The sequence below is a fragment of the Actinomadura sp. GC306 genome, from assembly GCF_004348665.1.
In the GTDB taxonomy this organism is placed as follows: domain Bacteria; phylum Actinomycetota; class Actinomycetes; order Streptosporangiales; family Streptosporangiaceae; genus Spirillospora.
The window spans coordinates 1-17,255 of record NZ_SMKM01000130.1 but is presented as its reverse complement, the minus strand read 5'-3'; the positions used below and the strand labels follow the sequence as shown (position 1 = coordinate 17,255).

20 protein-coding genes are annotated in these 17,255 nt (G+C 70.7%); 3 read left to right on the top strand and 17 right to left on the bottom strand.

The window, feature by feature from the left end; translation table 11 throughout:
- Positions 1-137 precede the first annotated feature (137 nt).
- Positions 138-716, top strand: a complete 579-nt coding sequence (locus tag E1200_RS18975; RefSeq protein WP_131953381.1) for a hypothetical protein — start codon at positions 138-140, stop codon at positions 714-716.
- Here the strand turns inward: E1200_RS18975 and E1200_RS18970 are convergent.
- From E1200_RS18970 to E1200_RS18930, 9 genes are all read right to left on the bottom strand, one after another.
- Positions 604-1,905, bottom strand: coding sequence for a hypothetical protein (locus E1200_RS18970; RefSeq protein ID WP_131953380.1), 1,302 nt, complete (start codon positions 1,903-1,905; stop codon positions 604-606). The two genes, E1200_RS18975 and E1200_RS18970, sit on opposite strands and share 113 nt — an antisense overlap.
- 109 nt (positions 1,906-2,014) lie before the next feature.
- Entirely contained in the window at positions 2,015-2,323 is a 309-nt protein-coding gene (locus E1200_RS18965) for a DUF1416 domain-containing protein (protein ID WP_131953379.1), read from the bottom strand.
- A 73-nt stretch (positions 2,324-2,396) separates the two neighbouring features.
- Positions 2,397-3,236: a sulfurtransferase gene (locus tag E1200_RS18960; protein WP_131953378.1), complete on the bottom strand. Its 840-nt coding sequence runs from the start codon at positions 3,234-3,236 to the stop codon at positions 2,397-2,399.
- Positions 3,233-3,670, bottom strand: coding sequence for a DUF4395 domain-containing protein (locus E1200_RS18955; RefSeq protein WP_131953377.1), 438 nt, complete (start codon positions 3,668-3,670; stop codon positions 3,233-3,235). The genes E1200_RS18960 and E1200_RS18955 overlap by 4 nt, the downstream gene beginning before the upstream one ends.
- Before the next feature lie 285 nt (positions 3,671-3,955).
- Positions 3,956-4,396 (bottom strand): thioredoxin family protein, encoded by a 441-nt coding sequence (locus E1200_RS18950; protein ID WP_131953376.1) that lies wholly within the window; start codon positions 4,394-4,396, stop codon positions 3,956-3,958.
- A 58-nt stretch (positions 4,397-4,454) separates the two neighbouring features.
- The gene (locus tag E1200_RS18945; protein WP_165950373.1) at positions 4,455-5,180 is read right to left on the bottom strand and encodes a zf-HC2 domain-containing protein; all 726 of its coding nucleotides are present in this window, start codon (positions 5,178-5,180) and stop codon (positions 4,455-4,457) included.
- A complete protein-coding gene (locus E1200_RS18940; RefSeq protein WP_131953374.1) occupies positions 5,177-5,692 on the bottom strand; it encodes a sigma-70 family RNA polymerase sigma factor in 516 nt (171 codons plus the stop codon). The genes E1200_RS18945 and E1200_RS18940 overlap by 4 nt, the downstream gene beginning before the upstream one ends.
- 45 nt (positions 5,693-5,737) lie before the next feature.
- The gene (locus E1200_RS18935) at positions 5,738-6,445 is read right to left on the bottom strand and encodes a DUF2993 domain-containing protein (RefSeq protein WP_131953373.1); all 708 of its coding nucleotides are present in this window, start codon (positions 6,443-6,445) and stop codon (positions 5,738-5,740) included.
- A 112-nt stretch (positions 6,446-6,557) separates the two neighbouring features.
- Entirely contained in the window at positions 6,558-6,818 is a 261-nt protein-coding gene (locus E1200_RS18930; protein WP_131953372.1) for a MoaD/ThiS family protein, read from the bottom strand.
- Between the two features lie 220 nt (positions 6,819-7,038).
- On the opposite strand from E1200_RS18930, the gene E1200_RS18925 reads away from it, so the two are divergent.
- The gene (locus E1200_RS18925; RefSeq protein ID WP_131953371.1) at positions 7,039-7,755 is read left to right on the top strand and encodes a response regulator transcription factor; all 717 of its coding nucleotides are present in this window, start codon (positions 7,039-7,041) and stop codon (positions 7,753-7,755) included.
- Positions 7,756-7,767: 12 nt separating this feature from the next.
- Here the strand turns inward: E1200_RS18925 and pstB are convergent, their stop codons facing one another.
- The 5 genes from pstB to mshD all read right to left on the bottom strand — a co-directional run bounded on the left by pstB (position 7,768) and on the right by mshD (position 12,857).
- Positions 7,768-8,544: a phosphate ABC transporter ATP-binding protein PstB gene (gene pstB, locus E1200_RS18920; RefSeq protein ID WP_131953370.1), complete on the bottom strand. Its 777-nt coding sequence runs from the start codon at positions 8,542-8,544 to the stop codon at positions 7,768-7,770.
- Positions 8,545-8,579: 35 nt separating this feature from the next.
- Positions 8,580-9,503: a phosphate ABC transporter permease PstA gene (gene pstA, locus E1200_RS18915; protein ID WP_131953369.1), complete on the bottom strand. Its 924-nt coding sequence runs from the start codon at positions 9,501-9,503 to the stop codon at positions 8,580-8,582.
- Positions 9,500-10,480 (bottom strand): phosphate ABC transporter permease subunit PstC, encoded by a 981-nt coding sequence (gene pstC / locus E1200_RS18910; protein WP_131953368.1) that lies wholly within the window; start codon positions 10,478-10,480, stop codon positions 9,500-9,502. The genes pstA and pstC overlap by 4 nt, the downstream gene beginning before the upstream one ends.
- Before the next feature lie 104 nt (positions 10,481-10,584).
- Positions 10,585-11,688: a phosphate ABC transporter substrate-binding protein PstS gene (gene pstS / locus E1200_RS18905; RefSeq protein WP_131953367.1), complete on the bottom strand. Its 1,104-nt coding sequence runs from the start codon at positions 11,686-11,688 to the stop codon at positions 10,585-10,587.
- A 287-nt stretch (positions 11,689-11,975) separates the two neighbouring features.
- Positions 11,976-12,857 (bottom strand): mycothiol synthase, encoded by an 882-nt coding sequence (gene mshD, locus E1200_RS18900; protein WP_131953366.1) that lies wholly within the window; start codon positions 12,855-12,857, stop codon positions 11,976-11,978.
- Between the two features lie 88 nt (positions 12,858-12,945).
- Here mshD and E1200_RS18895 point away from each other — a divergent pair, with 88 nt between their 5' ends.
- Positions 12,946-14,631, top strand: coding sequence for a bifunctional metallophosphatase/5'-nucleotidase (locus E1200_RS18895; RefSeq protein ID WP_131953365.1), 1,686 nt, complete (start codon positions 12,946-12,948; stop codon positions 14,629-14,631).
- 64 nt (positions 14,632-14,695) lie between these two features.
- Here E1200_RS18895 and E1200_RS18890 read toward each other — a convergent pair whose 3' ends face one another.
- The 3 genes from E1200_RS18890 to E1200_RS18880 all read right to left on the bottom strand — a co-directional run bounded on the left by E1200_RS18890 (position 14,696) and on the right by E1200_RS18880 (position 17,055).
- On the bottom strand, positions 14,696-15,901 hold the full coding sequence (locus E1200_RS18890; RefSeq protein WP_243708677.1) for an inorganic phosphate transporter: 1,206 nt from the start codon (positions 15,899-15,901) through the stop codon (positions 14,696-14,698).
- Positions 15,898-16,515 (bottom strand): DUF47 family protein, encoded by a 618-nt coding sequence (locus E1200_RS18885; RefSeq protein ID WP_131953364.1) that lies wholly within the window; start codon positions 16,513-16,515, stop codon positions 15,898-15,900. Before E1200_RS18885 ends, E1200_RS18890 begins: the two co-directional genes overlap by 4 nt.
- Before the next feature lie 357 nt (positions 16,516-16,872).
- Entirely contained in the window at positions 16,873-17,055 is a 183-nt protein-coding gene (locus E1200_RS18880) for a hypothetical protein (RefSeq protein WP_131953382.1), read from the bottom strand.
- Between the last annotated feature and the right edge of the window lie 200 nt (positions 17,056-17,255).

The following is a 17,255-nucleotide window of genomic DNA, read 5'->3' as shown; positions in this document are numbered from 1 at the left end:
CACCTGGTCGTGGGGCAGGGTGGGCTGCTGCCGCAGCTTTCCGCGGAGGCGGACATCGACCTTGGGATCAGCCGCGCCCGGGCGAACGAGCTGATACAGGGCGCGGCGCAGGGATACGACCTCAGGGCGGGCGCCTCGTGACGGCGGACACCTCGCCGGACCTGTTCCCCCCGATCCCGCCCGAGTCCGGCGGGACGCCGGAGAGGGGGTTGCGTCCGTTGGAGCGGCGGGTTCTGCAGGCGGTCGCACTGCTGTGCGCCGTCTCCGCGCTGCTCTCCGTGCGCTGGGTGGACGAGAGGAACAACGTCGAGAAGAACCTGAAGCCGCCGGAGAAGGTCGTCGCCGTGCAGCCGGAGAAGCCCGGCGCGTTCCTCGGGACGCGGTGGATGGTGCTCAAGCACGAGACGGCGCAGCTCGGAGACGGTGATGCGGTCGAGTTGCGGGTCACGGTCGGTGTGCGTCCGGACAGTGCCGCGGCCGTGGAGCTGGCCGGGGCCTACGACCTCGGCTACCGGTTCGTCGACGGTGAGGGGCGCGAGTGGTCCGCCGCGGGGACGGTCGCCGGGCCGCCGCTGCGGGCGGGCGCATCGACGCTGATCCTCGTCAAGGGGACGGTGCCCCGGACGAAGGCGGAGGCGTTGGAGCTGGAGATACGGGCACCGAAGGCGGCTCGGAAGGCGGGCGGCCCACTGCTTTCGCTGCGTTTCGAGCGGTGACCCTCGCCATCACCAGGTTGAACGCCGCCGCCAGCAGGCAGACCCGCAGGATCTCGAACAGCAGTCCTGTCGCGAACCCGACGAACGGCAGCGCCTGGATCCACCAGGTGACCTCGTGCGGGCCGATCACCTCGTAGGTGAGGCGGCGGGCGGCCTCCTCGCCCGCGTCCAGGGCGGCGAACAGCAGGCAGAACGTGGCGAACGGCATCATCCCGGACCGGCGGACGAGCCGCAGCCCGAACCAGGCGGGCAGCCACATCTCGCGAAAACCGCGGGTGAGGATCTCCCGGAGACTGTTCACCTCCTCGATCCCCCCGGCCCGCGCCAGCCGCCGCGCCGCGCGGCCGCGGCCGAGCACGACCCGCTCGTCGCCGGCGTCCAGGCCGAGGATCACGCCCGCGATCACCAGCATGATCAGCGCGCCCAGCACCGCGTCCTTGAACGGCGGCCAGAGGGCGAGGACGGGGCCGGCGGCGTCGGTGACCCAGCCCCATGCCTCCCGCGCGGTGGCCCACTCGGTGACCTTGCGGCGCAGGTGGTCGATGGTGAAGACGCCGAACAGCGCGAACTGGACCTCCAGGAAGGCGACGAGCGCGCCGATCGAGCGTGGGAGCCGGTCCTCCAGGCGCCACTCCGCCGCCACCTTCAGCACGAAGAGCCCGGCGGTCAGGCCGATCGCGAGGCCGACGTGCTTCTCCAGCGACAGGAGCAGCTCCATCGCCTCGATCTGCCCCTGCAGGCCGCCCTCGCTGAAGCCGCGGCTCGCGGCCATGCCGGCGAACTCGCGGGCGTCCTCGGACTGCCTTCCCCAGGCGAGATAGAAGATCACGAACGGGAGGGCGGCGCGGCCCATCGCGCCCGCGACCGACTCCTCGTTGCCGACCGCCCACGGCGTCAGCTCGCCGTCGGACGCGCGGGCGTGCACGACGTCCAGGCCCTCGCGGACGCTGTGCACCATCAGGACCGTGACCGCCAGCGTGATCACCACGAGCAGGCCGACGGTGGCGATCGGCGCGATCGTCGCGGCGGTGCCCTTCATCGAGCCGAGCCGGTAGCCGCCGTACATCACGCCGTGGCGGAGCAGCTCGCCGACCGTGAACCACAGGGCGAGCGGGACGGCGAAGCGGCCCGCGAGCTTCAGCGCGGCCCAGGGGAGCAGCAGCGGCGACCGCCGGGAAAGTCCTAACATCGCGCTGATCGTACCGACCCGCCGGTCCCGGCCGTGCCCGGATGGACGACGGACCCCGCCGTCCGCGTGCTGCGAACGGCGGGGTCCGGAAGCGGCCCGCAGGCCGGAGTCAGATCGCGACCTCCAGGCCGGCGACCTCGCCGGTCTTGGCCGTGACGGTGTTGTCGACGCTCACGCCGCCGGCCGCCAGGACGCGCACGGTCCAGTCGCCGTCGGCGGCGAAGAACCGGAACACGCCCTCGTCGCCGGTGACCACCTCGGCGGTGAACTCGCCGGTCGAGTCGAGCAGGCGGGCGTAGGCACTGCACACGGGGGCGCCGTCACGGGTGACGGTGCCCTGGATGACGGCCTCGTTGCTGAGGTCGACGGTCGCCGGAAGATGCGCCGTCTGCTCGGGCGCTGCGCAGCCCTGGGTCATTGCTCCTCCATCTCCGCTGGCACGGAAGTTCGTCCGCCGGACGTGGCGGGACCGGTGGTTGCTGGGCCGGTGGTTACTTGGGGGCGCCGAGCTCGATCGGGACGCCGATCAGCGAGCCGTACTCGGTCCAGGAACCGTCGTAGTTCTTCACGTTCTCCAGGCCGAGCAGCTCACGCAGCGCGAACCAGGTGTGCGAGGAGCGCTCGCCGATGCGGCAGTAGGCGATGGTGTCCTTGCTCAGGTCGACGCCGGCCTCGGTGTAGAGCTCGCGAAGCTCCTCGTCGGACTTGAACGTGCCGTCGTCGTTGGCCGCCTTCGACCACGGGATGCTGCGCGCGGTCGGGACGTGCCCGGCCCGCTGCGACTGCTCCTGCGGCAGGTGCGCCGGGGCGAGCAGCTTGCCGCTGAACTCGTCCGGGGACCGGACGTCGATCAGGTTCTTCTTGCCGATCGCGTCGACGACCTCGTCGCGGTAGGCGCGGATGGACAGGTCCTGGTCCTTGGCCTTGTAGTCCGTGGCCGGACGGGACGGCACGTCGGTGACCAGCTCGCGGGACTCCAGCTCCCACTTCTTGCGGCCGCCGTCGAGCAGCTTGACGTTCTCGTGGCCGTACAGCTTGAAGTACCAGTACGCGTAGGCGGCGAACCAGTTGTTGTTGCCGCCGTACAGGATCACCGTGTCGTCGTTGGCGATGCCCTTGGCGGACAGCAGCTGCTCGAACCCGGTCTTGTCGATGAAGTCGCGGCGGACCGGGTCCTGCAGCTCGGTCTTCCAGTCGATCTTCACGGCGCCACGGATGTGGCCCTTGTCGTAGGCGGAAACGTCCTCGTCGACCTCGACGAGAACCAGACCGGGGGCGTCCAGGTTGGACTCAACCCAGTCGGTGTCCACCAGGACGTCGGAGCGGCTCATGCCGGAACCTCCCTTTCGGAACGGAATTTCGCAGTGATACGTCGCAGTAGCGGGTGAAGCTCGCAGCCGAGGCAGAACCCGAACGCCGCGTTGAGGAACGCGGCCGCCAGCGCGAGGGCGGTGGCACCGATGCCGAGCCAGGCGGTGCCCGTCGCGTAGCCGACCGTTCCCACCAGGGCGAACGCCATGCCGACCCCCTGCGCGAAGCGGGGTGCGGCGGCGTCCTCCAGCTCCCTGGGCGGGGCGATCCGGGGCCGGATCAGCACCTTGAACGCCAGTCCGTACGGGGCGTACCGGAGACCGAGGAAGGTCGCGGCGGCGAACACGGCGGCCTGAGCGGCGAGCAGTACCCAGCTCCCCGTCGCCAGGACCACGACCAGGACGATCGTCGTGACGGCCGCGCCGAAGCGCGGCCCACGCGGATCAACCTGCATCGGGGTGCTCCTGGCGGAGTGGTTTCGATTCCCGCTCGCAGCCGGGGCGAGCGTCATCGAACGGACGGAACGTCCAAGGGGGATGGTCTGGGCTGCCGGGTTCGGGCTCGATGCCTCTCAGACCGTGCAACAGAGCGAGGCGGCCACGCGGCAGAAGTCGACCGCGCGGCGCTTCGTGAGCATCTGCTCTGTCAAGTCACGCACACCCCAGATAGTAATCCGACAATCCACGTACTGTCACTTCCGTCTCGCGTACCGAGATAGTGATGTTCGTCTATCCGCAGGTCATCCCTCAGTCCGGGGGCCGACGGCCGCGCCCAGGGCCGCGATGACGTCGGGCTTGCGGGGTGCTCCGGTGGCGCGGCGGACGATGCGGCCCGCGTCGTCGAGGACGAAGACCGTCGGGGTCCGGACCACGTTCAGGCGCCGGACGAGGTCCAGGTTCGACTCGGCGTCGAGTTCGACATGGGCGACCCCGTCCACCATCCCGGCGACCTCCCCCAGGACGCGGCGGGTCGCGCGGCAGGGGGCGCAGAAGGCGCTGGAGAACTGCAGCAGGGTGGCCTTCTCGCCGAGCTCGGTGCCCACGTCGTCCGGCCGGATGATGCCGTCCACCTCGTCTCCGCTCCCCCGGTGGGCGCGCAGCACGCCGGAACGCCGCCGCCACAGCAGCCCGAACGCCGTGGCGGCGGCCAGTACCGTCGCCGCAGCCCATAGACCCGTCATCGTCCACGACAACCGTTTCGGGCTCCCGGTTCTTCCCCGGGCCCCGGCCACGCGGGGCTCAGGTGGGGATCGTGAGGAGCGGCTGCCCGTCCAGCCCGACGATCTCGAACGAGAACAGCTGCCCGCGCGGGAACATCGTGGAGCCGCGGTACTCGCCGTAGCCCTCGTCGTACGGGACGTACCAGCTGCCGAGCGCGTCCCGCCGGCCGTCCCGCGCGATGACGAGCATCCGGCAGTGCGACCCCTTCGGGACGCCCGACAGGTGCAGCTCCACCTCCGTGCCCCACTGCTTCTTCCGCAGCAGCACGTACCCCTTGATGTCGGTCGCGGGGTTCGCGGCGGCGATCCGCTCGACGTCGCCCCCGGGAGCGGCGGGCGGGGCGGCGGGCGGCGCGGACGACGCGGGCGGCGCCGCGGTCTCCTCCGTGCCCAGCGGAAGCAGGAAGCCGCCGAACAGGGCGCCGATCGCCAGCAGCAGGCACGCCGCGGCGGCGAGCGGGGCCCACCGGGTGAAGCGGCGGCCCGGGGCCCAGGGCCGGCGGCGCCGTTCGGCCGCGCGGGCCAGCAGCCCGTCCAGCAGCTCGGGCGGCGGGCCCGCGAGCTGCTCCAGCTGCGACTCGTCGACCCGGCCGAGCATCGCGGGCAGGCCGGCCAGCCCGGCGAGCTCGTCGCGGCAGGCGGGGCAGTCGGCCAGGTGGGCCTCCGCCCGGGACCGCTCGGCCGCGTCGAGCGAGCCGAGCACGTAGGACCCGAGCGCGTTGCGCACGTCCGTGCAGCCGTTCACGGCGCCATCCCCCGCTCCTCCAATGCGAGTTTCAGCGCCCGCAGTGCGTAATAGGTGCGGGACTTCACCGTGCCGGGCGGGATGCCCAGCGTCTTCGCGGTCTCGGCCACCGACCGGCCACGGTAGTAGGTCTCCACCAGCACCGCCCGGTGCGGCGCGCTCAGCCCGGCCAGCGCCTCGGCGACCGTCCAGGACTCCAGCGCCCGGTCGATGTCGTCGGAGCCGGACGCGGTCATCACGAGCTGCTCGTCGATCCACGTCTCCGGCGGCCGGGCCTGCCTTGCGCGGTGCGCGTCCACCACGAGGTTCCGCGCGACCGTGAACAGCCACGGCCGGACGGGACGCCCCGCCAGCGCCTCCGGATGCTTCCAGGCGCGCAGCAGCGTCTCCTGCACGACGTCCTCGGCCTGGGCGCGGTCCCCGCCGGTCAGCCGCAGGACGTACCCGAAGAGGGGACCTCCGTGCTCGCTGTACAGGGCGCGCAGCAGCGCCTCATCCGCGGTGGGACCCACACCACTGACACGTGCGCGTGGCCGGTCCGGTTCAGACGTGGCGGATCATTTCTGCACCTGCTGGAGGTCGTTGAGCTTGACGTTCTGCGCCGTCGCGCCGACCCGGACCCCGCCCTCCGTCGCCCGGACCTCGCTGATCTTGGCGCCGAGCGGCAGCGCGGGGACCTGCACGGTCCAGGTGAGCTGGCGCTTCAGCGCGGCCAGCGGGATCTGCGGGCCGCCGTCCGACTTGACCGACACCGGGCTGACCGCGATGCCGCCGTCGGTGGGCTTAAGCTCGACGACGCCGCTGCCTGCCAGCCGGAAGCCCAGCAGGCTGCCCTCAAGGTCGACCGCGAGGTTGGGCCCCTGCGGCGAGAGCTTCTTGACCTCGCGCGGCGCGTTCTTCTGGATCACCGAGTACGGGACGACCGCGGACACGGTCGCCGTCCGCGCGGTGACGTTGGCGGTGTTGCCGCCGGCGACCTCCGACAGCGGCGCGGCCACGCCGCGCATGTCGACCCGGACGTCGGTGACGGTCACGCCCTGCTCGGTCCAGTCGCCGATGGCGATCTCGATGTGGTCGTACTCGCCGCCGACGACCTGGGTGAGGAAGGGGATGCCGTGGATCGTGACGTCCGGCTGCCGCGTCAGCTCGGTCTGCGCCGCGACCTCCTGGGCGATCCGGTCCTCCGCGATCCGCACGCCGATCCGGTCCGCGGCCACGACGCCCACGACCGCCAGGAGCAGCAGCACCACGAGTACTTTCCGCATGTATCTCCTTCGACCGGCGACATGCGATCGTCACACCCTAATGCGCGGTCGGCACGGCCCGCGTCACACCGCCGGATGACCTGAAAGTTCGGGAGATCATTCCATTGTGATATCAACCACCGGCAAAAGGCGGCAGAACCTCCACGACGCCGCCCTCCGGCAGCCGCACGGAGTCGTGCGGCCGGCTCCCGACCGGGTCCCCGTCGATGAGGAACGAGCTGCGCGCGACGACCCGCCGGAACTCGTCCTCCCGCCCGTCCCGCGAGGTGGCGGCGGTGAGCGCGGCGGCCAGCGTGTCCGCGTCGTACGGCTCCTCGTGCGTGCCCGCGGCGGCCTTCGCGGCCGCCCAATAGCGCATCGTCCCCTTGGCCATGTCCCCAATCTCTCATTTCCGGCGAACGGCGTCCCGACCCGGCCACTCCCTTGGCGCCCGGACGCACTCCGTTATGCTCGGGGGGAGGGATCCGGGCGACGAGGCCATGGAGTTCAGCCGAAAACCTCGCATGGCCGCCTCGTCCTTGAGCCGTCGGCCATGCCGGGGCTTGAGGGTGAGCCGCCTGGATCCTACGTGTTTGTGGACGGGAGGCGGCAATGTGAGCGGCTTGCTCTTGCTGACCAACGCGCTGGAGCCCTCCGACGAGGTGCTGCCCGCGCTCGGGCTTCTGCTGCACTCCGTGCGGGTCGCCCCCGCGGAGGCGTCGGCCCTCATCGACGCGCCACCCGCGGACATCGTCCTGGTGGACGCGCGCCGCGAGCTCGTCCAGGCCAAGAGCCTGTGCCGGCTGCTGCGCACCACCGGGCTCGACTGCCCGCTCCTCGCGATCGTCACCGAGGGCGGCCTCGCCGCGCTCAGCCCGGAGTGGGGCCTGGACGACGTGCTGCTGCAGAGCGCCGGCCCCGCCGAGGTCGAGGCCCGCCTACGCCTCGCCGTCGGGCGCGCCGCCGCCGGCGACACCGAGGAGGTCCCCGGCGAGATCCGCAGCGGCGACCTCACGATCGACGAGGCCACCTACACCGCCCGCCTCCGCGGCCGCATCCTCGACCTGACCTTCAAAGAGTTCGAGCTGCTGAAGTACCTCGCCCAGCACCCCGGCCGCGTCTTCACCCGCGCCCAGCTCCTCCAGGAGGTCTGGGGCTACGACTACTTCGGCGGCACCCGCACGGTGGACGTCCACGTCCGGCGGCTGCGCGCCAAGCTCGGCGCCGAGTACGAGTCCCTCATCGGAACGGTCCGGAACGTCGGCTACCGCTTCGTCCCGGACCACCGCCCGGGCGGCGACACCGAGGAGAAGACCCCCGTCCGCACCTGAGCGGGGCGGCCCTCAGCCGAACCGTCCGGTGATGTAGTCCTCGGTGGCCTTCTGCTCGGGGTTCGTGAAGATCTTACTGGTGTCGTCGATCTCGATGAGCTTGCCCGGCTTGCCGGTGCCGGCGATGTTGAAGAAGGCGGTGCGGTCGCTGACCCGGGCGGCCTGCTGCATGTTGTGCGTGACGATGACGATCGTGTACTGCGCCTTCAGCTTGTCGATGAGGTCCTCGATGGCGAGGGTGGAGATCGGGTCGAGCGCGGAGCACGGCTCGTCCATCAGCAGGACCTGGGGCTGGACGGCGATGGCGCGGGCGATGCAGAGGCGCTGCTGCTGTCCGCCGGACAGGCCGGCGCCCGGCTTGCTCAGGCGGTCCTTGACCTCGTTCCAGAGGTTGGCGCCCTGGAGCGACTCCTCGACGATGTCGTCCAGCCGGCTCTTGCGGCGCACCCCGTTCAGCTTCAGGCCCGCGGCGACGTTGTCGTAGATGGACATCGTGGGGAACGGGTTGGGGCGCTGGAACACCATGCCGACGAGGCGGCGGACGGCGACGGGGTCGACGGACGGGTCGTAGAGGTCCTCGTCGTCCAGCATGACCTTGCCCTCCACGCGGGCGCCCGGGATGACCTCGTGCATCCGGTTGAGCGTGCGCAGGAAGGTGGACTTGCCGCAGCCGGACGGCCCGATGAACGCCGTCACCGAGCGCGGCTCGATCGTCATCGAGATGTCCTCGATGGCGTGGACCGCGCCGTAGTGGGCGTGCAGCCCGGAGATGTCGATCCGCTTGGCCATGGGGTCGGTGGTCCTCTCTCTTCGGGTCTGGGCCGTCAGCGGCTCTTGGCCGCGGTGCGCCGGGCGACGAGCCGGGCGGCCAGGTTGAGCAGCATGATGATCCCGATCAGGACGAGCGCGCCGGTCCAGGCGCGGTCGATCGAGTTCTGGCTGGGGTCGGCGGCCTGCTCCCAGATGAAGGTGGGCAGCGACGCCTGCGGGCCGTTGAACGGGTCGTTGTTGATCGCCTTGGTGAAGAAGATCGTCAGCAGCAGCGGCGCGGTCTCCCCCATCACGCGGGCGACGGCCAGCATCACGCCGGTGATCATTCCGGTGAGCGCGGTCGGCAGCACGACGAAGCAGACCGTCCGCCAGCGCGGCACGCCGAGCGCGTAGGACGCCTCGCGCAGGTCGTTGGGGACGAGCTTGAGCATCTCCTCGGCGGACCGCGTCACGGTCGGGATCATCAGGATCGTCAGGGACAGCGCCCCGGCGAAGCCGGAGAACTCGAACCCGAGCGTCAGCAGCCACAGCGCGAGGACGAACAGGCCCGCCACGATCGACGGGATGCCCATCATGACGTCCACGGTGAAGCTGATGATCTTGCCGAGCCGCCCGTTCCCGGCGTACTCCACCAGGTAGATGGCGGTCAGGATGGACAGCGGGACGGCGATCGCGCTGCAGATCGCGACCTGCTGCAGGGTGCCGATGACGGCGTGGTAGGCGCCGCCGCCCGGGTCGCTGCCGCTGACCGCGTTCATCGAGAACTGGAAGAACGTGGGGTCGAGCCGTTCGAGGCCGTTGACGAGGACCGTCCACAGCACCGACACCAGCGGGACGACCGCCAGCGCGAACGCCAGGTACACCAGGCCCTGGACGGACCGGTCCTTGACCTTCCGGCCGAGCGAGACCGACGTGAGGCTCGTGCCCTTGCCGGGGGGCGGGCCGGTGGAGGGGCCGGTGGTGGAGAGGGTGGTCACACGAACTCCTTCCGCCGTGCGACGACGGCGCGGGCCGCCATGTTGACGAGCAGGGTGATGACGAAGAGGACGAGGCCCGAGGCGATGAGGGCGCCGCGGCCGGTCTCGGTGGCCTCGGCGAAGCTGTTGGCGATGTTCGCCGCGAAGGTCGAGCCGCCGTTCTCCAGGATGTGCCAGTTGATCCCCGGCACGAAGGTCAGCACCATCGCGACCGCGATCGTCTCGCCCATCGCGCGGCCGAGGCCGAGCATCGAGGCGCCGATCATGCCGGACCGCCCGTACGGCAGCACCGACATCCGGATCATCTCCCAGCGGGTGGCGCCGAGCGCCAGCGCGGCCTCGATGTTGGCCCGCGGGACCTGCAGGAACACCTCGCGCGAGATGGACGAGATGATCGGCAGGATCATGATGGCCAGCACCACCGCGGCCGTGAAGATCGAGTTCTTGCCAGGGCTGTCGCCGCCGAACAGCGGGAACCAGCCGAACGCCGCGTTGAGGAACCCGCTGACCTTGTCCATGTGCTGCGCCAGGAAGATCAGGCCCCAGAGCCCGTACACGATGCTGGGGACGGCCGCGAGCAGGTCCACGATGTAGCCGAGCCCGGACGCCAGCCGGCGCGGCGAGTAGAACGAGATGAACAGCGCGATGCCGATCGCGACGGGCGTCGCCATGAGCATCGCCAGCAGCGAGGACATCGCCGTCCCGAACGCCAGCTGCGCGATGCCGAACCGCGGCGGCTGCGCGTTCGGGTTCCACTCCTCGCTGGTGAGGAAGCCCGCCTCGTTCGCCTGCAGCGCGGGGATCGCCTTCCAGACGAGGAACGCCGCGATCGCGGCGACGATCGCCAGCACGGTGATGCCCGAGCCGCGGGCCGCGCCCGCGAAGATCCGGTCGCCGGCGCGGCCGGTGCTCATGGCGGTGCCGGCCGCGCCGGCCCGGGTTCCGGCGCGGGCCTGGACGCCGGTCTCGGTGGTCATGGGGGTGCCTCCTTCGATCACGTCCGCCGAACCCAGGGCGGCCCCGCCGCGGCGCCCCCTGCTGGGGCCGCCGGCGGCGGGGCTGCGGGTGGAGTCGTCCGGTGTCAGGACAGGGCCTTCACGGACGCCTGGACCTTCGTCAGCACGCTCTGCGGGATGGGCGCGTAGCCGTGCTCGGTGAGGATCTTCTGGCCGTCGGCGCTGGCGGTGTAGGTCAGGAAGGACTTGACGAACTCGGCCTGCTCGGCCGGCAGTCCCTTCTCACACGCGATCTCGTACGTGACCAGGACGATCGGGTAGGCGCCCGGCTCCTTGGTGGTGTAGTCGATCTCCAGCGAGACGTCGTTGCCGGTGCCGGTGACCTTCGCACCGGCGACGGCCTTGGACGCGCTGTCGGGCGACAGCTCCGTGTACTCGCCGGCGCCGTTCTTCACGTGCGCGGTCTGCAGCTTGTTGTTCGTCGCGTACGACATCTCCACGTAGGAGATCGCACCCTCGGTGCTCTTCACCTGGCTGGTGACACCGTCGGACTTCGCGGCGCCCTGGCCGGTGGAGTTCGGCCACTTCTTGGCGGACTCCCACGTCCAGACGTCCGGGACGGTGCTGTTCAGGTACTCGGTGAAGTTGTCGGTGGTGCCCGACTCGTCGGACCGGTAGACCGGCTTGATCTCCGCGGACGGGAGCTCGGTGCCCTCGTTCTCCTCGGCGATCGCGGGATCGTTCCAGGCCGTGACCTTGCCGGAGAAGATCTTCGCGATCGTCTCGGGGGACAGCTTCAGCCCGTCCGCGCCCGGGAGGTTGTAGACGACGGCGACCGGGCCGACGACCATCGGCAGGTTCAGCGCCGGACCGCCCTGGCAGCGCTCGCGCGCCTTGCCCGCCTCCTCCTCGTCCAGCGCCGAGTCGGAGCCGGCGAAGGCCACCTGGCCGCTGGTGAACGCCTGGATGCCCGCACCCGAGCCGGTCGGGTTGTAGTTGATGTTGGCGCCGGCGCATTCGGCCGCGTAGAGCTTCGTCCACTCCTCGATGGCGTTCTTCTGGGCGCTCGAACCGGCGGCGTTGATGCTGCCCTTCGCGCAGTCGATGGTGCCGGAGGGGGCGCTTCCCGGGCTCGTGGCGGGGTTGGCGTCGCTTCCGCAGGCGGTGAGGGCCAGCGCCCCCGCGACGACCACGCCGCCCAGAGCGGCAAGTCGGGAACGGTTCTTCACCGGAGGGTCTCCTAGATCGATGTCGTCTAGATCGATGTCGTCGGCCGGGTCCCCCGCTTCGGCCGCTCGCCGGCGCCGGGGTTCGCCGTCGGATGGGACGCTAGGCAGACGAGGTGACCAGCCGCCCTGATCCAGGTGAACGGAAGATGAACGAGGATGACCGGACCCGCGAAGAATGCCCCGATTCGCCGTGTACGCCGGGTTAACAGCGCTGCTCAGCCCGTTAAAGTCCCGGTCGGAGCAAGGTCATGAGGTGACGGGGGCTTGACGCGGGGACGGAGGTTCGATCAAGCCGTCTCGGTGCTGTACATGACGTCCACGGCGTACCGGGTGAAGCCCAGCGACTCGTAGAGCCGGACGGCCGCGGTGTTCGACTCGTCCACGTAGAGCATGATCTGCTCGACCCCGGAGTCACGCAGGTGGTGCAGCCCGACCAGCGTGAGGGCTCGGCCCAGGCCGAGGCCCTGCGCGTCCGGGTCGACGCCGACGACGTAGACCTCGCCGATGCCGCCCGGGTGGGTCTTGGTCCAGTGGAAGCCGGCGAGGCGGCCGTCCCGCTCGGCGAGGAAGAAGCCCGCGGGGTCGAACCAGCTCTCGCCCTCCCGCTCCCGGACGTCCTCGATCGTCCACGCGCCCTGCTCGGGATGATCGGCGAACGCGCGGGAGTTCACGCCGAGCCACGCCTCCTCGTCCCCGCCGGGCTCGAACGCGCGGACGGTGACGCCCTCCGCGACCCGGGCCTCCGGCAGCGGATCGGCCGCCGGCCGGCGCATCTGGAGCAGCACCCGGACGCGCGTCATGCCCTCGGCGGCGGCCAGCGCGGCGGCGGCGGGCAGATCACCATGCGCCCACACGCGCAGCGGGCCGCCCGCCTCGGCGCGCAGGGCCCGCAGCAGGGCCCGGCCGTGGCCGCGGCGCCGGTGCCTCGGATGGACGACGAGTTCCCCCGCCGCGGGTTCTCCATCGGCCGCCGGATCGAGATGCGCGTACCCGACGATCCCGCCGTCGGACACCGCCATCCCGGCGCGGCCGCCGCGCAGCGCGAGCAGCGAGTGCTCCGACAGCGGCCCGACGCCGTCGGCGTCCGCCGCCGCCTCGGCCAGCGCCAGCGCCTCACCGATCTCGGCGTCCCCCAGCGTCCCGCGCGCCCGCAGCTCACTCACGGTCATCACCCTAACCGCGGGCCTGATCAAGTTGTCACAGAAACGTCACCGCGCCGCCGGAAACCGTATGCCGGACGCGCTTACCGTCCGCTGCATGACTCGACGACGCACATTCCTGGCCTGCGCCGCGGCGGGACTGACGGTCATCGCGCTGACCGCGCAACCCGCCGCCGCACGGCCCGCACCGACGGCGTCCGTGAAGATCCTCGCCCTCAACGACTTCCACGGCCACCTGGAACCCCCGTCCGGCAGCTCAGGGCGCGCCGTCAACGAGGACGGCGAGCCCGTGGACGCCGGCGGCGCCGCCTATGTCGCCGCCCACCTGAAGCGGCTGCGGGACCGCAACACCCTCACCGTCGCCCAGGGCGACCTCATCGGCGCCACGCCGCTGATCTCCGCCGCCTACCACGACGAGCCCTCCGTGCAGTTCCTCGGCGACATCGGCGTGACCGCCTCCGCCGTCGGGAACCACGAGTTCGACGAGGGCTACCGGGAACTGCTGCGCATCCAGCACGGCGGATGCCACCCCGAGGACGGCTGCTCGCCCGAAGGCAAGTGGCGCGGCGCGAAGTTCGACTACCTCTCCGCCAACGTCCTGAAGCAGCACCGCCACTGGAAGAAGCCCCTCCTGAAGCCGTGGACGATCCGCCGCGTCAACGGCGTCCGCGTCGGCTTCATCGGCGTCGTCACCAAGACCACCCCGAGCATCGTCACCGCGGAGGGCATCAAGGGCCTGGAGTTCCAGGACGAGGTCGAGGCCGCGAACCGGTCCGCCCGCGAGCTGAAGCGCCGCGGCGTCCGCGCGATGGTCCTGCTCGTCCACGAGGGCGACCAGGTGAACCCGGGCCAGCGCCCGGACGCCTGCGGCGTGATCCCCGGCGCGGGCTCCCGCATCGCCCAGCAGGCCGACCCGGAGATCGACGTGGTGCTGTCCGGCCACTCCCACCAGCAGTACATCTGCACGATCCAGGACCCCGAGGGGCAGCCGCGGCTGTTCTCCTCCGGCTCCTCGTTCGGCCGGGTGATCACCGAGGTCGACCTCAAGGTGAACCGGCGCACCGGCGACATCGTCCGGTCCTCCCTACGCGGCGACAACCACGTGGTGACCCGCGACGTGCCGCCGGACCCCAGGACGGAACGGTTCGTCCAGACCTGGAAGGACCGCGTCGCCAATATCGCGAACCGCCCCATCGGCACCATCACCGCCGACATCACCCGCGCGCCGTCCCCCTCCGGCGAGACCGCGCTGGGCGACCTGATAGCCGACGCCCAACTCGCCTCGATGAGCGACCTCGGCGCGCAGGTCGCGCTGATGAACCCCGGAGGCGTGCGAACCGACCTCACCTACGCCGCGAGCGGCGCTGAAGGCGACGGCGTGGTCACCTACGGCGAGGCGTTCGCCGTACAGCCGTTCAGCAACGTGATGGGCGTCGTCTCACTGACCGGCGCACAGCTGGACGCCCTCCTCGAACAGCAGTGGACGGACGCGGGCGAGAAAATTCTCCAGCCCTCGGCCAACCTGAACTTCACCATCACCCGCGCGAACCCCGCCGGCGACCGAGTCTCCGAGATCACCATCGACGGGACCCCGATCACCCCGACCACCACCTACAAGGTCGCCGCGAACAACTTCCTCCTGGGCGGCGGCGACGGCTTCACGGTCTTCACCGAAGGCACGGACCAGGTTCTGGGCCCCATAGACCTGGACGCCTTCGTCGCCTACTTCGAGGCCCAGGGAACCCTCTCCCCGCCCCCCTTGACCAGAATCTCCGGCCAGTAACCCCGAAACGGCCCGCCGTCCCAACAGACGGCGGGCCGTTCCACACCCAGAGAACCTCGGCTAGCTACGCCCCGAACAGGTGCACCACGAAGTACACGATGGCGGCGACCGCCGCGGCCATCGGCATGGTGAGGACCCAGGCGGTGATGATGTTGCCCGCCACTCCCCAGCGGACCGCGGAGAAGCGCTTGGTCGCGCCGACGCCCATGATGCAGGACGTGATCGTGTGCGTCGTCGAGATTGGAGCGTGCCAGATGTAGGCGGTGGCGTAGAGGATCAGGGAGGCCGTCGATTCGGCGGCGAATCCCTTCGGCGGGTCCAGTTCGATGACCCGGCGGCCGAGCGTCCGCATGATCCGCCAGCCGCCCGCGTAGGTGCCGAGGGCCAGGGCCAGGGCACAGGAGAGGATGACCCACAGCGGGACCGTCTCGCCCGAGGCGTGGCCGGTGGTCACGAGCGCCAGCACGATGATGCCCATCGTCTTCTGCGCGTCCTGCAGGCCGTGCCCCAGCGCCATCGACGCCGCCGACAGCGACTGGGCGATGCGGAACCGGCGGCCGACCCGGCCGGGGTTGGCGTTCCGGAAGATCCACAGGATGGCGACCATCACCATGTAGGCGAGCCCGAACCCGGCGATCGGCGAGATCACCATCGGGATGGCGACCTTCTCCACGACCGTGCTCCAGCTGACCGCGGACGCCGACGCGACCCCGGCGCCCACCACGCCGCCGATCAGGGCGTGCGAGGACGAGGAGGGCAGCCCGAAGTACCAGGTGATCATGTTCCAGGTGATCGCGCCGAGCACGCCGGCGGCGACCACGGTGAGGCCGTGCAGCCCGGTGGGCGGGGTGATGACCTCGCTGACGGTCTTGGCGACCTCGACGCCGAGCAGCGCGCCGATGAGGTTCATCACGGCCGCCATGAGCAGCGCGGCCCGCGGTGTCAGCGCCCGGGTGGACACCGAGGTCGCGATGGCGTTGGCGGCGTCGTGGAACCCGTTGGTGTAGTCGAACACCAGGGCGATGACGACGACCAGGATGAGGACGGCGGTCTGCGCGTCCTGCCGCAGGCCGAGCGCCCCGGAGAGGACCACCGCGAGGATGCCCAGCAGCAGGAACGGCCAGAACCGGACCGGGCCGCGGCGGACCTGCTCGCCGAGCGTCGGGTCGGCCCCGGGCGGCTCCTCCTTGGTGAGGACCGCCCCGACCGTGCCGCCCTCGGCGGGCTCGGCAGGACGCGAGGATCCGGGTGGTTCGTCCCGGACGCTCATGATTCCTTGACCGCGATCGTCTCGACCGTGTTGGCGACGTGCTCGAACGCGTCGGCCGCGCCCTCCAGCCGGTCGATGACCTGCTTCAGCTTCAGCACGGTCAGGGTCTCGTACTCGCCGTTGAACAGCTGCGCGAGCAGCTTGCGGTAGACCTGGTCGCCCTGGTTCTCCAGGCGGTTGATCTCGATCCAGTACTCGTTGAGCTCCTTCATCGAGCGCAGCCTCGGCATCGCCTCGGCCGTCAGCTCGGCGGCGCGCTCCAGCACCTCCACCATCGCCACGACGCCCTTGGGGAACTCGTCGATCTTGTAGAGGACGACGAGGTCGGCTGCCTCTTCCATCTCGTCCATCACGTCGTCGATCGTCGAGGCCAGCCGGTAGATGTCCTCGCGGTCGAAGGGCGTGATGAAGCTTTCGTTCAGCCGGCGCATGATCGCGTGGGTGCATTCGTCGCCCGCGTGTTCGCAGGCGCGCATCTTCTCCGCGATCGCCGGCCGGTCGGCGCCGTCGCTGATGAGCTCTACGAGCAGCCTGGCGCCGGTGACCAGGTTGTTCGCCGAGTCGGCGAACATGTCGTAGAAGCTGTCCTCACGCGGCGTGAGACGCAAGCGCACGTCGTTCTCCTGAAGTGCCGGAACAGTCCGCAGAGGATCGTAGGCGCAACCAGCCGTAAAAAGAACCTTTGCCCCAGCTTTGGCTGGTGTCCGCCATCCTCTCACCTACGAGATTGCCGTAGATCACGAGGTACCTACCCAGTGTGCAGACCCCTATCTGCAAGGGAACGCGGCATCTGCCGCCCGCGGCGGCGGCCACCGGACGGTCATGCAGAGTGTGCGTGAGATTCATAACAACGTCGCCTCGCGGACACCTCGCCGCGGCAGGGCCGGAAACACGAACCGGGGACGCCGTATCGGCGTCCCCGGTGCACTGCGCGTAGCGGCTCGGCGGCGCGGGGATGATCCCCTGGCCGCCTAGTCCTGCGGCGTCAGCTCGCGACGACCGGCTTCGTCGGACCGTACCCCGAGCACCATGTCGATCTCCGCGACGGTGAGCGGCCGTTCGGCCGACGCCACCGCACTGAGCATCTCGGCATAGAGCTCGATCTCGTCCAGCGCAACACGGTCGTGGACGCGCGAATCGAGATCTTGGCGCACGGCGTCCACCTCCGTTCGTTCCCCACACCCAAGTCGAGGCTACGCTTCCGGCTCCCGCGGGCACATGACCCAAGCGGGCCATTCGAGGGCCACCCCGACCCTGTCAATCCGGGGGACCCCCACAGCCCTCCGGACCCTCCCTAGCCTTCCCGGGCGGGGCCGTTCCGATACCTCGGCCCGGCCGCCGGACGGCACGGGCG